This window comes from Lactococcus protaetiae (assembly GCF_006965445.1).
GTDB classification, from domain to species: domain Bacteria; phylum Bacillota; class Bacilli; order Lactobacillales; family Streptococcaceae; genus Lactococcus; species Lactococcus protaetiae.
Map to the genome: position 1 here is coordinate 255,329 of NZ_CP041356.1, position 16,505 is coordinate 271,833.

10 protein-coding genes and 1 pseudogene are annotated in these 16,505 nt (G+C 38.6%); all 11 read right to left on the reverse strand.

The genetic code is table 11. The features are described from left to right. Window positions 1-220 precede the first annotated feature (220 nt). The 11 genes and pseudogenes from FLP15_RS13780 to FLP15_RS01300 all read right to left on the reverse strand — a co-directional run bounded on the left by FLP15_RS13780 (window position 221) and on the right by FLP15_RS01300 (window position 16,482). On the reverse strand, window positions 221-577 hold the full coding sequence (locus FLP15_RS13780) for a helix-turn-helix domain-containing protein (protein WP_142765693.1): 357 nt from the start codon (window positions 575-577) through the stop codon (window positions 221-223). Between the two features lie 477 nt (window positions 578-1,054). Further along, the gene (locus FLP15_RS01255; protein WP_190288320.1) at window positions 1,055-5,962 is read right to left on the reverse strand and encodes a PolC-type DNA polymerase III; all 4,908 of its coding nucleotides are present in this window, start codon (window positions 5,960-5,962) and stop codon (window positions 1,055-1,057) included. A gap of 403 nt (window positions 5,963-6,365) precedes the next feature. Then, window positions 6,366-6,968, reverse strand: coding sequence for a hypothetical protein (locus FLP15_RS01260; RefSeq protein ID WP_142765695.1), 603 nt, complete (start codon window positions 6,966-6,968; stop codon window positions 6,366-6,368). Between the two features lie 346 nt (window positions 6,969-7,314). Further along, a complete protein-coding gene (locus tag FLP15_RS01265; protein WP_142767399.1) occupies window positions 7,315-8,646 on the reverse strand; it encodes an FAD-dependent oxidoreductase in 1,332 nt (443 codons plus the stop codon). Between the two features lie 46 nt (window positions 8,647-8,692). Continuing rightward, window positions 8,693-10,543 (reverse strand): proline--tRNA ligase, encoded by a 1,851-nt coding sequence (locus FLP15_RS01270; RefSeq protein WP_142765696.1) that lies wholly within the window; start codon window positions 10,541-10,543, stop codon window positions 8,693-8,695. A gap of 299 nt (window positions 10,544-10,842) precedes the next feature. Continuing rightward, window positions 10,843-12,125 (reverse strand): annotated as a pseudogene (rseP, locus tag FLP15_RS01275) (RIP metalloprotease RseP). Window positions 12,126-12,662: 537 nt separating this feature from the next. Beyond that, window positions 12,663-13,466, reverse strand: coding sequence for a phosphatidate cytidylyltransferase (locus FLP15_RS01280; RefSeq protein ID WP_142765697.1), 804 nt, complete (start codon window positions 13,464-13,466; stop codon window positions 12,663-12,665). Further along, entirely contained in the window at window positions 13,466-14,203 is a 738-nt protein-coding gene (locus FLP15_RS01285; protein WP_142765698.1) for an undecaprenyl pyrophosphate synthase, read from the reverse strand. The genes FLP15_RS01280 and FLP15_RS01285 overlap by 1 nt, the downstream gene beginning before the upstream one ends. 356 nt (window positions 14,204-14,559) lie before the next feature. Beyond that, window positions 14,560-14,889 carry a preprotein translocase subunit YajC gene (gene yajC / locus FLP15_RS01290; RefSeq protein ID WP_120772590.1) on the reverse strand — a complete coding sequence of 110 codons (330 nt, stop codon included), beginning with the start codon at window positions 14,887-14,889 and terminating at the stop codon, window positions 14,560-14,562. 466 nt (window positions 14,890-15,355) lie between these two features. Further along, window positions 15,356-16,090, reverse strand: a complete 735-nt coding sequence (locus FLP15_RS01295; RefSeq protein WP_142767400.1) for a DNA alkylation repair protein — start codon at window positions 16,088-16,090, stop codon at window positions 15,356-15,358. Then, the gene (locus FLP15_RS01300; protein ID WP_142765699.1) at window positions 16,090-16,482 is read right to left on the reverse strand and encodes a tautomerase family protein; all 393 of its coding nucleotides are present in this window, start codon (window positions 16,480-16,482) and stop codon (window positions 16,090-16,092) included. The genes FLP15_RS01295 and FLP15_RS01300 overlap by 1 nt, the downstream gene beginning before the upstream one ends. Window positions 16,483-16,505: the final 23 nt, after the last annotated feature.

Below are 16,505 nucleotides of genomic sequence, written 5' to 3' on the forward strand. Positions count from 1 at the left end.
TTGTCCGTTTGCTTAGGGCTAAAGCCCCAAGAGCAAAAGGCATTGGTTGTAAGGCACTAAAGTGCCGATGAACATTTGTCCTCTATCTCTAAGTCACTAAAGTGACAAGAATAGAGGCAACGCCCTATGGCAATCAAACGGACAGCGTAGCGTAGCGAAGATAGCGGCTAGAGAAAATGGACAAATGTTTTACGAAACTCCCACTGAATAAGTCTTGACTTCATTGGTTTTTATTCAAAAAATAAACCCTAATTATATTCTTAATTGCTACTCTATCCTCTTCATCAATCTGAACATCTTCAAATATTGAAGCACTATCAATCATTGTTTCTAGAGATTGAGCTCCCTCAACCTTATAAGTGGTATCAATATCAGACTTCGCAACACCAAAAACATCAGCCATTTTTTGAATAACACCATGACTTGGTCTTGAACGTAATTTCAAATAGTCTGTCATTGTCGATGGCGCAATCCCAACACGTTCCGCTAATTCCTTTTGAAGCATTTTATTTTCAGAAAGATATTTCTTGATGTTTTGAGCAATAATCGCCGTATGTGAGTATTCTTTTGAGTACATACCGTTATTATATCACAAGCTTACAACTAAGAAAACCTTTACTTTATTAAAAATTATAGTAAAATTTTTGTTTCAGCACTCCACCTACTTGGTATTTTAGATGACTAAAGGTCAATTATTTTCTCACAAGAATATTTCCATTTTCTGAACCGAAAAAACTTCGTCAAATTGACGAAGTTAATTTTATATTTTGATGGACTTTTGACAATCCTATAAAAAGCAAGATTTGAAGTGATTACTTCATTGGTGGGGATTCTTTCTCCCCACCAATGTTAGTAGAACGAAAGCAGAGCTTGCCATTTCGCCTTATCGCTTTAGCGATTTAGAGCGAATGGACAGTGTAGCGAAGCGGAGATAGTGCTGCTTATCCCGCCACCTCTAAGAGGTGGGGAATTGCGATTGCGACTAGCCACTTTAGTGGCGTAGCGAGCATCGACAGCGTAGCCCAAAGGGCGGAGATAGCGCGCACTTACTAAGTTAAAAGAAATCTTCAAAGAGGCTGAGTTGATTATCATCAGGCATTCCTCCTAGAATACCCATATTTGTCATATTTTCAATAATTGTTTGAGAAACTCCACCACGCTTGCGTAGCTCCATTTTACTCAAGAATTCACCATCTTTTCTTGCTGAAACAATTTGTTTTGCAACGTTTTCTCCCAAACCATCCATTGTGACAAATGGTGGGATTAATGTATCACCATCAATCACAAATTCGGTTGCTTCCGAACGATAGAGGTCAATCTTACCAAAAGTAAACCCACGTTCCAACATCTCATTACAAAGTTCTAATGTTGTATAAAGGTTGGTTTCAACATTTGTCGCATCAAAACCTTTATCCTTAATTTCTTTCATCTTAGCTTTGACGGCTTCAAGCCCTGCACCCATGACTCCAATATCAAAGGCAGTCGCCCGAATAGAAAACCAAGCACAATAGTAAAGAATAGGTTGATGAACTTTAAAGTAGGCCACTCGTAATGCCATCATGATATAAGCTGCCGCATGAGCTTTCGGGAACATATATTTAATCTTAGAGCACGACTCAATATACCACTCTGGAACATCGTGTGCGCGCATCGCTTCGACATAACGTTCTCGCTCATCAACAGGCATTTTATTCCACATTCCTTTACGCACGCGCTCCATGATACTAAAGGCCATCGAATTATCCAATCCTGCGTGAATCAAATAAACCATGATATCATCCCGACAGCCGATAACGCTTGACAAGTCTGCAATACCTTGCTGAATCAAGGTTTGAGCATTGCCTGCCCAAACGTCTGTGCCATGAGAAAGACCAGAAATTTGTAACAAATCAGCAAAAGTTTTGGGCTTGGCCTCTGCAATCATGTTCATAGAGGTAAAAGTTCCCATCTCTGGGATACCAAGTGTACCAAGCTTAACTCCCAGTTGCTCAGGAGTAACGCCCAATGACTCGGTGCCACTAAAAAGCTGCATAACTCCCTCGTCATCCATTGGAATATCTTTTGGTACAATACCCGATAAACTTTGTAACTTACGAATCATCGTAGGATCATCATGCCCAAGAATATCAAGCTTCAAAATATTATCATGAATCGCGTGGAAATCAAAGTGAGTCGTTTGCCACTCAGCGTTGACATCATCAGCTGGATATTGCACAGGACTAAAATCGTAAACATCCATATAATTTGGGATAACGATAATCCCACCAGGGTGCTGACCTGTTGTCCGTTTGACACCTGTTGAACCAGCAGCCAATCGGTCAATTTCTGCATTACCATAAAACTGGTCATAATCACGCTCATATCCTTTGACAAATCCAAAAGCTGTTTTTTCTGCGACCGTGCCAATAGTCCCCGCCCGAAAAGCATAATCTTCACCAAAAATATCACGCACATCTAAGTGAGCAAAAGGCTGGTCATCACCTGAGAAATTCAAATCAATATCAGGAACCTTATCCCCTTTAAAGCCAAGGAAAGTTTCAAAAGGAATGTCATGTCCATCTTTGATTAACTTGTGGGCACAGTTTGGACAGTCTTTATCTGGCATATCATAGCCAGAACCATATGTTCCATCATCAAAACATTCAAAATATTGACATTCTGGGCAACGATAGTGAGGCGCAAGCGGATTAACTTCTGTAATCCCAATCATCGTTGCAACCAAACTAGAGCCGACGGAACCACGAGAACCAACGATATAACCACGCTCATTAGAGCGTTTTACCAACTCCTGCGAGATAATATAGACCACCGAAAAGCCATTCCCCAAAATTGAACGCAGCTCTTTTTCTAGCCTTGCATCGACAATATCAGGTAAAGGATTCCCATACCACTCATGTGCCCGTTCATAAGTCAAACGAACAATCCGCTCTTCAGAAGATTCTCCACCTTCAAAAACCATTTTAGGAGTATAAAGATCATCACGAACGGGGGTCAAAGTTTCAAATTCGTCAGCCATTTTTTGAGTGTTTTCAATAACAATCTCACGCACCGTTTTTTCATCAAGAAAACTGAAATCTTTTAACATCTCATCCGTTGTGCGAAAATGAGCTTCGGGAAGTGGTAACGGTTTAGCTTTTTCACCATGACCTTGAGTCCAGTTAATTTCCGCTCCCAGTCCTAGACTCCTCACAATAATTTCACGATAAATGGCATCTTCGGGGTTGAGGTAATGCAGATTTCCTGTCGCAAGTACTGGTTTACCAAGTGTTTTACCAATCTTGATTAGGTCTTTGAGTGTTTTTTCTAGTTCCTTTTCAGACTTAAACGACCCACCAGCTACCAACGCTCTATAGAGTGCAGGTGGAAAGACCTCAATGAAGTCATAGAATTTTGCAATTTCCAATGTTTCTTCAAAAGTTTTATTCGTAATCGCATCAAATACTTCACCAACTTCACAGCTAGAACCAACGATAAGACCTGTACGATGTGCTTCAAGAACGCTACGTGGGATTCTCGGTACTCCTGCATAATAACGAACATTACCATAACTGACAAGTTTAAAAAGATTTTTCAATCCCTCTTGCGTTTTGGCATAAAGCGTAACGTGCTTTGGACGAACTTTCTTGTAAGAATCTTCCGATACAAGCTTATTATTCAACTCTAAAAGACTTGTCCAACCTGTATTTCTCGTGCGAAGTTCTTCTAAGAAGACAAAAAGCAAGCGCCCTGTAGCTTCCGCATCAAAGTTTGCCATGTGGTGATGTTCAAGACCGATTTGGAACTTTTTAGTCAATTGACCCAAACCGAACCGCTTCATTTCGGGATATAAATTTCTAGCAAACTCTAGTGTATCTACGACAGGGTTTGTAATGATTGGCAAGCCATTTCTTGAATAGTTCATGTTCATAAAACCGACATCAAATGTGGCATTGTGGGCAACCAAAATTGTTCCTTCACAGAATTTTTGGAACTTCGTTAACACATCATAGAGTGGTTTTGCATTCTTTAGATGGTCGTCTGTGATTCCTGTCAACTCTGTGGTAAATTCACTTAGACGATATCCAGGATTGATAAATTCATCAAATTCATCAATAGGATTTCCTTTATGCATCTTTGTTGCCGCAATCTGAATTAAGTCATTATGAACGGCTGAAAGTCCTGTTGTTTCCACGTCAAATACAACGTAAGTTGAGTCATACATATCAACGTCCGCTTCATTATAAACGATTGGAATCTTATCTTCGACAAGGTTTGCCTCAACACCATAAATGATTTTAACTCCATTTTTCTTCCCTGCCTGATGAGCTTCTGGGAAAGATTGTAAACCACCGTGGTCCGTAATTGCTATCGCCTTATGGCCCCATCTTGCAGCTTGAGCAACAAGGCTTGAAGCGGAGGGAATAGCATCCATTTGACTCATGTTGGTATGGGCATGAAATTCCACACGTTTTTCATCAGATTTGTCTTCACGGACATTTTGTGTTGGAATTTCAATGAAATCTGATAGTTGAAGCACTAAATCGTTTTTAAAATTATCACGCTGTACCGTTCCTCGTACACGACACCAAAGTCCTGCCTTGATTTGCTTGGCAAGGTTGATTTCTTCATCTCCACGTACCCAACGTTGGACATAAAAACTGGATGTATAGTCAGTCATTTCAAATTCGAGAAGGTAGCTGATGTTGCCAGTTTTGCGAGATTTAATTTCTCGGAGCTCTCCTTTAAAGACATAACCCTCGAAAATAACTGGTCCGTTCGTTGAAAATTCACTGACAGAGCGCATTGGAGTGATTGGTTCATTGTTTTTAATTTCACGTCCAAGTTGAATTTTATCAGATTTTACAGCTTTGATTTGGAGAGCTACTCTATCTACAGTTGGTTTAGGCTGAATTTCAACTATAGCATTTGCGGTCATCACAAGGTCATCTTTATATTTATCATGTTCAATATTTCCTTGAACACGTAACCACAGCGCATCATTCAGGCTGTCAGCAAGGTTTTCATTTTCGTCAGTACTGACAGAATCATTCATCGCTTTAACTTGACTTACAATTTGGTCAAATTGAGCAATTTCCTCATCTTTACGCCCCCATTTGGAAATCATAAAAGTCGATGTCTCATCAGCCATTTTCAACTCTAAAATATGATTCGTTTTGCCTGACTCTTTACCTGTAAATTCACGATGAGCTGCTTCAAATACGGCACCTTCAAAAATGACTCCCGAACCTTCACCAGCAATAAAAGCCATACTCGTAATTGGGCTTTGTCCACTAATTTTTCGCCCAAACGCAATACCATCTGACAACGCTGTCTCAACGAATTCTGGTTTAGTTTCTCTAGTATTTTTATTTTCTCTCTCTTCTGTTCGCTGTTTTTTAATCTCGTTGACTTGAGCTTGCTCAGCCGCTTGTACCGCCAATCTTGCAGCTACTTTTTCTTCATGAGCAGCTACTGACAGCTCCGTAAGTTTCTGATCAATAACTGGACGAATTTTTAATTCACCAAAACCAAAATCAGCAAATCTTTGCTCTAAAGCTGGGAAATATTTTTTGACAAACCAGTCAATCCGTGGATTATCTTCAACGAGCAAATTAATTTGCACACCACGTTGTTCTAAATGATATTTTCTAAACACACTAGAAAATGCTGAGTCAGAAAGTTCTGGAAGGGTCAATGCATATTGATAATAGTCATTGAGCTTTTGTTCGTCAAAATCACTCTCACGGCTGCTTACAGAAATTTTTGTTTGGGCAATATTGGAAAAGGCTGTCTCTGTCAGTTCTGACAGCATTTTGTAAGTACTGACAGGCAAAATTTCATCAAAAACAAGCTGAAAATGCCAAAATTTACTTGCAGTATGCACCTCGACATTCTCAATATCAGCATGAGAGAAATAACTTGAATGGCGTGCACTATCTGGCAGTTTTATTTGCTCCATCAATTTCTCAAAAAGATTTTCCATGATTATATTCTTTCTATTACGATTTAACTTCTAATACTGCTTAATTTCTAAAAGTTCCTTTTAGAAATTAAAGTTTGCGTTTACGCAAACCATTTCTTCCGCAAGCGCAAGGCAGTATATTTGCAGTTCAACTACCAAATCTGCTACACAGATTTAAAGATGAACTAGTATAAAACTGCTCTTAGAGATTACTCCGCTAACTACTTATTCCTATCCAAATTATGAAAACTACTCAAAACCGTTTGTTAAGAAAAGCAGCATCACTCTTTCTTGAAGTTTTTGACAAATTTGTCAAAAGTCTAATATCAATTATAACACAAAAAACTTACCCACTCGGACAAGTTTTTTGTTATTTACTTTATACTATCTGAGCCAAGCATTTTACAGTGAGTTGACATGAATCTCAAAATACATCAGAAGAATTTATAAAAGTTTTATTCTTTTCGTCCATCCCAAGAAAATAAAGAGCTTCCTCTAAAGATTGAGCTTCTCCTCTTTCAAAATACCGAATCAAGTGATGAAGTGCAGTGACTGATTGATATTTGGTTGGGATACGGTCAAATGAAGCTAACTCTCTTTTAAATCCTTTACGCTCATCTTCAAGCTTTTTTGTTCCAATTTCTAATGTCTTTCGTTGCTTTTTATCTACCTGCTCAATAATAGATTTTTTTGTAAATCTTCTCAAACTCATTCCCATCAAAATAATATAAAGCGACATTAATGCGATAATTAGAAACAATAAAAACCCAAGAGAAAGATGAACAAATTCTCCTCCTACTACAATCACAGCCAGAAGTAAAATTCCTAAAACGAAGATTTTCAACCGTCTTCTACGAATAATTTGCTTCTCAAACTGACCATAGAATGTTTCACTTTTCTGCTTATTATCTTCTAAGTGTTCAAGCAGCGTTAGCACTTTTTGGCAATAAATTAAATCTTTATTCGCAGTTTCTTCCACGATTGTCCTTTCGTTTGTTTGTTCAAAAACTTTACTTTTGCCTGTCATCTTCTGATGAAGTCAAGACTTATTCAGTGGGAGTTTCGTAAAACATTTGTCCATTTTCTCTAGTCGCTATCTTCGCTGCGCTACGCTGTCCGTTTGCTTAGCTGCTAAAGCAGCAAGAGCAAAAGGCGATTCGACTGATAAAAGGGCAACTCGCCACTGAATCTAGGGTACAGCCTCACATCTTCGATATGAGGTCACCCTGTCCCAGAAGCCTAAGTGCTAAAGCACTAACACCCTAGGGCAGTCAACTTAGTGCTGCTTTACACCCAACCTAAGAGCTGGGGTATTAGCACGCACTTGCTTTGATAAACTTCAAATAGGAAGTAGTGCGAATTTTTGAACAAACTTATTTTTCATTTTCACGCATTAAGCGTGCTAGTATACGATTAAAACCACGTGGGTCTTTATACCCATGCTCAAAGTAAAAATCTGTAAACTCAATATCTTCAATCGTCAATTCTTGTTGGATTGCAAGCGACACAATATTAACATATTCTGCCATATCTTTGGTTTTTCCTATACATTGCAAGCCGAGAATCTTGTGAGTTCGCCGCTCATAAATCATCCAAATATTACTTGGAGAATGCCCCTCTAGATGCTGATTTAGCATATGTACTGCATCTGCATCATAACCTGACTCTACTGCTTGCTTCATAGTGATACCAGTCATAGCAAGAACGAGATTGTTCATTGGTACATGATAAGTTCCTTGCGTACTATTAATTTTTTGACGAGGACCGTTTAGATTAATTGCTGCAATTTCTCCATCTCGTACTGCATCTGAAGCATGGGGTAAATAGAGATTTTTATCAAGCAGGTTGACGTAAGTTGTTGAAACATCTCCAACTGCAAAAACATCCTGATGACTGGTCTGCATATATTCATCAACCAGTATTGCACCATTATCCCCAAGTTCAACTTGATTGCTTAGTAAGTATGAATTAGGCCGAAAACCAATCGTAAATATCACACCTTCTACTGCGAGAGCTTCTCTTGCTTCCATATTAATAACTGTGGCTCCACCCTCTACTGTAATGGAGGTTACATCAGCATTCAATATTGTTCTAATCCCTTCAGAATTGAGTTGTTTTTCTAGCAAATGACTTGCAGGCTCATCAAGATAATCATTCAATAGGCACTTGTTTCGATGAATGATTGTTGTTTGAATTCCTCGACTTTGAGTAATACGAGCAAGCTCTACTCCTGTCATTCCACCGCCAATAACAGCTATTGACTTAGCATTTTTAAGGAATTCATCTGTTTCGATAGCATCCTCCATACTCTTTAAAAAGTAAAGTTTGCTTTCTTTATCAAAAGGAATAGATGGCATTGATGGATAAGAACCTGTTGCAAAAATTAACTTATCATATGTATCTGTCAATAGTTCATCCGAATCTAATATGTGGTAAACTATCCTTCTTGATTTTATATCAATCTCCTCAACTACCGTTTTCATCCGCATATCCAGCCCCGCCTTTTCCAATTCATGGACAGAGGAATAACTTGATTGAAAAAGTGTCGGCTTTCTACCAGAAAGGTAAGAAATAATTCCTTGAGAAACAAAAGAAACCTGGTCACGCTTGTCATAAAGCGTGATTTCGGCTTCGGGGTACTCTTCTAACGCTCGCAACGCTGCACAAATGCCCGCATGAGAGCTACCAACAATTACTATTTTCATGGCAAATTCTTTTATCATTAGTTATGTTCAGAAATGCTGAACAACCTTAATTGCTCAAAATTTCAATCGTGTTAACAAGTTCATCTTTGTTGATTTCAACAACTTCACCTGTCGCACGTATTTTAACTTCGACAATACCTTCTGCAGCTTTTTTACCAATGGTAACACGCACTGGTAACCCAATCAGGTCACTATCAGCAAATTTAACTCCCGCACGTTCATTGCGATCATCAACCAATACTTGATAACCTTTACCACGAAGTTTTTCTTCTAATTCATTAGTCAATGCCATTGCTGCTTCATCTTTAGTGTTAACAGGAACAAGATGAATATCAAAAGGAGCTAATTCTTTAGGGAAGTTAATTGACCAGCTAAATTTGAATTCTTCTTTCGGTGTTTTTTCGACATAAATACGAGCAAATTGTTCTAAGATTGCAGAGAGCAGTCGGCTCACACCAATTCCATAACAACCCATAATCATTGGAATTGAACGACCATTAGCATCCAAAACGTTAGCATTCATAGCATCTGAATAACGTGTACCAAGTTTGAAAATGTGTCCAATTTCAATTCCACGAGCAAATTTCAATGTACCACGCCCATCAGGAGAAACCTCTCCTTCGCGAACAGTACGTAAGTCAGTAAACTCTGAGACTTCAAAGTCACGACCAAGATTTGCATTCTTGTAGTGGAAACCATCTTCGTCAGCACCTACAACAACATTTTTCATGACTTCAACTTCACGGTCAGCAATAATCTTTACATCTTTCAAGCCAACTGGTCCAAGTGAACCAAAATGCGCACCCAAAAGCTCAAATACATCTTCTTCCGCAGCTGCTTCAAGGAAATCACTTCCTAGATGATTGATTAATTTAACTTCATTAAGCTCATCATCACCACGTAAAAGGACAACAACCAACTCTTCATCAGCTTTATAGACCAATGTTTTCACAAGTTCTCGTGGTTCAATATCAAGGAAAGTTGAAACTTCTTCGATTGTTTTAGCATCTGGTGTTGCTACTTTTTCAAGTTCAAGCTCTTCAGTATAACTTGCTGTTGGTTCAAATTGACTTGATGCCATTTCTAGGTTTGCAGCATAATCACCACCTTCAGCATACACTAATGTATCTTCACCAGCGACCAACCATTTGTCAAGCTCCGTCTTGATATCCTCAAGCACTGAGCTTGGAATTTCTTCAATTGAACTAATATTTTTGCTTAATACAAGCCAATTTTCAATATTTGTACGGTCATCTGTAATCGCCATAAATTCTTGACTATCTTTACCGCCCATCGCTCCACCATCACCAATAATAGGACGGAATTTAAGACCAGCGCGCTCAAAGATTTTTTCATAGGCTTTTTTGTAATCATTATAAGTTTCGTCTAATGAATCATAATCAGCATGGAAGCTATATCCGTCTTTCATGATAAACTCACGACCACGTAAGAGCCCATAGCGCGGACGCTTTTCGTCACGGTATTTTGCAGCAATTTGATAAACATTGAGAGGAAGTTTTTTATATGAAGTGATTTCATCACGCACAAGTGCTGTCATTGTTTCTTCATGAGTTGGACCCAGAATAAAATCAGAGGAATCTCGATTTTTCAACTTATAAAGGTCTGCTCCATAAGTCTCGTAGCGACCTGATTCACGCCACAAATCTGCCGTCAATAAGGTTGGAGCGAGAAGTTCAACTGCACCAATTTCATCGAATTCCTCGCGCATAATATTCTTCAATTTTTCAAGTACACGATTAGCAAGAGGGAGGTAAGCATAAATTCCTGCTGATACTTGACGAACATAACCAGCACGCATAAGAAGAGCATGGCTAATAACTTGTGCATCTGATGGCATTTCCCGAAGTGTTGGGATAAGCATTTTTGATTGTTTCATTATATTAATTTCCTTTAAGATGTGAGGGGCGCTCGTTTTGAAATCATGAAATTTAGGAAATTACAGATTCATGCGAACGCACGGTTCTGGAAGTTGCCATTTCGCCTTGCGATTTCAAGCGATTGCGATTTAAACTTGCCACTTTATAGGATAGCCGTTTGCGCTTCAGCACTTACGGATATGCTAGTTGTTTTACCTAGTGGCTTAGTGAAATCGGCAGCGTAGCAAAGCGAAGATAGAACGAGTGGACAGCAAAGCATCTATTTTCACTGATTTCAAGCGCATCGAACTCAATTATATTAGTGGACAAAGGCACGTAGAATATCATTCCAAGTAACGGCAATAAAGAGTACAACCATAAAAACAACTCCGACAAGTGTAATGATTGATTCCTTCTCTTGTGATAGTGTCTTCCCCGAATCGCTTCAATGATGTTCAGTACAATTTTTCCACCATCAAGCACTGGAATTGGGAAAAGGTTCACAATCCCAAGGTTAATAGAGAGCATGGCAAGAAGATAAACAATAGCCGTCAATCCAGCACGAGCAGCTTCCCCACTCAACTGGTAAATTGCTACTGGTCCTCCTAATTTATCTAGGCTCGGTCGTGCAATCAAACTACCTAGCGCTTTAAAAATGGCTGTTGCTGCTTGTCCTGCTTGAACAAAACCGCCTGTCACCTTATCAAAGAAGCCCGTTTTAATTGATTGCATGATTCCTACACGGTAAGCACCATCAATTTTCTTTGGTGTTACTGACAGTTCCCTGTCAGCACCGTTTCTACTGATTTGAAGGTTTAATTTTTTGCCTTCAGAAGCTGTAATTGCTGACACAACTTCCGACCAATTGTCAGTATTTTTTCCGTTTACAGACTGAATCTTATCGCCAGCTTTCAAACCTGCACTATAAGCTGGTGTACTATGTTCAACTTGTCCAATTACATTTGTATTTGCCGGAACTCCACCTTGCATAAAGGTTAAGATGATAAAGGCTATAATTCCTAGAATGAAATTATTCAGCGGTCCGCCAAAGTTTGTCAGTATTTTATGAATTACACTTACTGATTGATATTGAACATCAATCGGTGCAATACGAACTTCTGTTCCATCTTCTTCGATGATTGTCGCATCATGATAAACACTGTACCGCTTTGTTTCTCCGAAAACTTCACCTTCAATGTATAACTCTTTTTCAAAATCATAATCAGTCACAAGCATTGGAATAGCGTGGTCAAGCTCTACGTGCTCTGACAGATTAATTCTTGTAATTTTATCACTGACAGAAACGCTATCAGTAATTTCTGATTCTGTCAGTCCCATGACAAGAGATGCTGGCATACCTTTTTTAATCTCAGTCTTGTCATCGCCCCAGCCAGCCAAACGAACATAGCCTCCCAGAGGTAGAATACGAATAGTATATAATGTACCGTCTTTAGCACGATGAGCAAATATTTTTGGTCCCATGCCGATTGCATATTCACGCACTAAAATTCCTGCACGTTTTGCCCACCAAAGATGACCATACTCATGAATCGCAACAATAATTCCAAAAATAATGATGAAGGTAATCAAAGTTTCAATCAATAAAAATCCTCCTGTTTGAGAAATAGGGAAAGTTTGTTTTTCATTTAATTAAACTTTTCCGTTTTAAACTCAATTTTTCCATTTCATTTAATCATTAGGTAAGCTCTAATACTGTTTAACATCTAAAGGCACCACTGGCACATTTAAGGTGAACTACACTAGTTGCGTAGCAGTGTCAATCCATTGTTGATTTTTACAATGGATTAGCCCTAGTATAAAAACTCAGAAATTCCAACTTGGACTGAATTTCTAAAAATATAGTGGCTTTTGAGACTATACATAATTGAAGTGATTACTTCATCAGTAGGAGATTCTTTCTCTCCTACTGATGTTAGCAAAGATATGAGGTCACACCTCCGTTTCACTTCGTTATTCATTCGCTCTATCTTCGCTTTGCTACGCTGTAGAACGAAAGCAAAGCTTGCCATTTCGCCTTACGCTTTGGGCTTTTGCTCTTACTGCTTTAACAGCTTCGTAGAACGGCGTGCGAAGCACGTAGCGAGGATGGACAGCGTAAGATAGCACGCACTTGGTTGGTTAAAAAAGTCCAAGTAAGTGCATGATTGGGAAAACGAAAATAAGATTGTCAAACCGGTCAAGGATACCTCCATGACCTGGCAAAAGTTTTCCAGAATCTTTCACTCCAAAATGTCGTTTAATGCTTGACTCTACTAAATCTCCAATTTGTCCCACAATAGAAAAAATTACTGTGAACAAGATAAGTTTTATAAATCCAATTTGAGGTAATTCTTTACTATAAAGGAAAAACATGATTAGAGCAACTACAACGGCCGAGACAATACCTCCAAGAGAGCCAACGACTGTCTTATTAGGTGAAACTGACGGCAAAAGTTTTTGAGGAAATCGCGTTTTTAATGAACGTCCTACCGCATAAGCACCAATATCTGTCGCCCAAACAATAAAAAGAGCCAAAAATACAATATAAATACTACTTTGACGCGCCGTCAAAAGATTTTGGAAGCCAATCCCTACATAAAAAGCTGATAAAAATGGAAATGCTACATCTTCAAAGGAATACTTTCCATTTGAAAAAACCATTCCTGTAAGCATTGCGAACAAAAAAAGTGTAAAGAGCATCATTCCGCCATCAATATTAAGTCCAAGGAAATGCTGACCAATAGGAAGAGCAAGTGAGAGAGAGGCCAAAGTAGCCAAAATTCCTTCAAATGAAAGAAGTTGGAGCTTGTACATTTTAAAGAGTTCATGCATTGCAATAATTACAAGCAATCCCACTAAAATCTGGAAGTACACTCCTCCTAATATCAGGAGTGCTAAGAAAATCCCTCCAGCTACTACTCCTGTTATAATTCTCTGCGTCATTATTTCAAACCTCCATATCTGCGGTCACGTTGCTGAAAGGCTGTTATCGCTTTATCAAGCTCAGCTTCATCAAACTCTGGCCATGCCACATCTGTGAAATATAGTTCACTATAGGCTGCTTGCCAAGTTAAAAAATTAGACATTCTTTGTTCGCCAGAAGTGCGAATAATCAAATCAGGCTCTCTGTATTCTACTGGCAAAATCGCAGTTTGTAGGTGTTCGGCCAAATCTTCTTCTGTCAGTGCTGACAAATCAAAACCTGAAGCTGATAAATCTTGAATTGCTAAAATAATGTCACGGCGTCCACCATAATTCATCGCAAAATTCAAAATCATTCCTGTATTATCTGCTGTTTCACGCGCTGCACGATCAATTGATTCTAACGTGGCTTTAGGTAAGCCTGAACGTTCACCAATCATCCGAATCTGAATATTTTCTTCTTTTAAAACCGGCACATATTTACTATAAAAATCAATAGGCAGACTCATAATAAACTTGACTTCGTCTACTGGACGTGCCCAGTTTTCCGTTGAAAATGCGTAAACGGTCATCACCGCAACGCCTCGACGTGCGCCATGAACAGCTACTTTTTTCAATGCATCCATTCCAGCCTTATGACCAAAAATGCGTGGTTTTCCTTGAGCTTTCGCCCAACGCCCATTACCATCCATAATCACACCTACGTGCTGTGGTACGGGAATTTCCTCTTGCGAGTTATTTTTCAAGTTATTAAACATAGCACCTCACAGTTAGTATTCCTATTTTACCATATTTCTAAGCAGATTTGTATCACAAATTTTCTTGTTAAATCTCTCCAAATCATTCTTCCCAAGCTTCATTTTTTTAATACATATTACCTTTAATTATACGAGTTACACTTTAATACCACACTCACCAAGAGGTGGGGTATTGCGATTGCTACTAGGCGCTTTCAGCGCTTTAGCGAGCATCGACAGCGCAGCCCGAAAGACAGAGATAGCACGCACTTGCTTTGATGAAATCTTCTTTTAGAAACGCAAAAATTCTGTCAGCATACTGACAGAATCACATTTCTTTTTCAACACCAATTGATTGATGATGCTGTTTTAAAAATCTATTTTTCTTCAAATGGATTTTCGATTTTATCCTCAGTTGGAGTTTCAACGGCAGCTGAAGCTGGAGTCACACCACTTTTTACTGTTTTCACAGCTGCGCGGTCAAAAGTTAAAATAACGCCTTCACAATCAAGCTCAATGGTACCTTTAGCAGAGTCAACACTAGATAATACACCATGTAAGCCACCAATAGTAACGATTTCTGAACCTGGTTGCATTGCATCCAATTGCTCTTGACGTTTTGCTTGTTGTTTCTTTTGGTTACGGTTCATAAAGAACATCATCCCACCCATAACGATGACGATGAGAATAAGAGAGAATCCTGACATTTCTGTCTCCTTTGTAAGATATAAGATGTGTTATTCAGAAGTAGCATCACCTGCTTTTATAGCTTTCGACACACCAAACTCAATGAACATTAGAGTTATTTCAAAATCTATTTCTTCGTCTATACAAATTTATAAGTAGATAACAAAATAACGTTTTATAACAAGTCAATTAAGTTTATTTTTGAACATTGCTCTAATTTTATCACAGTATATAGGCTCTGTCAAATCAATTCCTTATCGCATTTGGCTTCTAAATATAACACTCAAAGGGACTTTTAAAATTGAAATCATATTAGACGCGTGAAGTCAACACTGCTTCTTTGTCGAACTACGCTTTGATATGAGCTACGCTTGCTTCATCCGCAACCTTGATAGTGCACTGTCAAGCGCTCGGCATATATGCCTAGTGAATGAACGCAAGGCTACGTTCGCCGTCAAAAGCAACCCGTATTTCTGAACAATCTTATTAAAGATATTTACTCGCCTCTCGATATGAGAGTTTACTCATTTTATGACCATTTATTTTGATGAACTCACGTACCCAATCAGCGTCAGTTTTTGAAAAATCGCGGAGCGCCCAGCCAATCGCTTTGTTAATAAAAAATTCTTGGTCAAAAGTTGAACCTGACAAATTTTTTGTCAGTACACTTTCTAGTAAAACTATGTCCGTCTTTTCTTTAAAACCTAACTGACAATCAATCGCAAGTCTGCGCACCCAGAAATTATCATCTACCGCCCATTTTTCAATTTCTGTCTTAACATCGATTTGTGGCACAATATCTACCCTCGCTACATCGCTAAAGCGACCAGTCGCAGTGGTCATTGCTGACAGACTTTTGTCAGTAAGCAACAAATGTCCAACTAATTCATCTAAAGTATCAACAGTTTCCCACCAAGACTTTGTAACAGCGAGTTTTTTTATTTCAAACAAGTCAGCATTTGTCAGATGTTTTTTCATCTTTATCAAATAATCTGCCGCTAAATATTGAAATTCACGCTCAGGTAACTGCCACATTTTCCAAACAAATGACCAATCAATCACTTTATTTTTACATAGGTTTGCCAAGAATACTTTTTGCAATTGGCGTCGTACAGGAGTTTTTAAACCTATAAACTCAAATTGATGACGTAAATATGCAGCCTGTTTTTCAGCAACCTCTTGATTGCATTGCGCCCTAAAAATTTCAATAATTTCCTGCATCATAATTTTCCTGTCAAAAATTGCGCTTCTCCATCAGCAAATGACCAATCCGCATCACCATTTTCTACGATAGAAATGAGTAAATTTTTTGGATTCAAAGCTAAATCTTCCTTTAGATTAGCAGCTACTGCTTTGTAAAAAGCTACCTTAGAATCTTCTGTCCGTTTTCTCGAAATGACCTGAATCACCACTTCACGCCCTTTGTCGCGCTCGAAACCCAATCCTGTATCTTCTAAAATCATCTCATCTTCTTTATGCCAGCGCAAAATCTGATAACGATCACGTTCAGGTACACCAAAGCTTGACAACACAGCACGATGAATACCATTAAGCAACACTTTGGCTTCCTCTTTTGTCCATTTATCATAGAGGTCAATATTAATTAGAGGCATCTATTTTCCTTCCTCAATCTAAT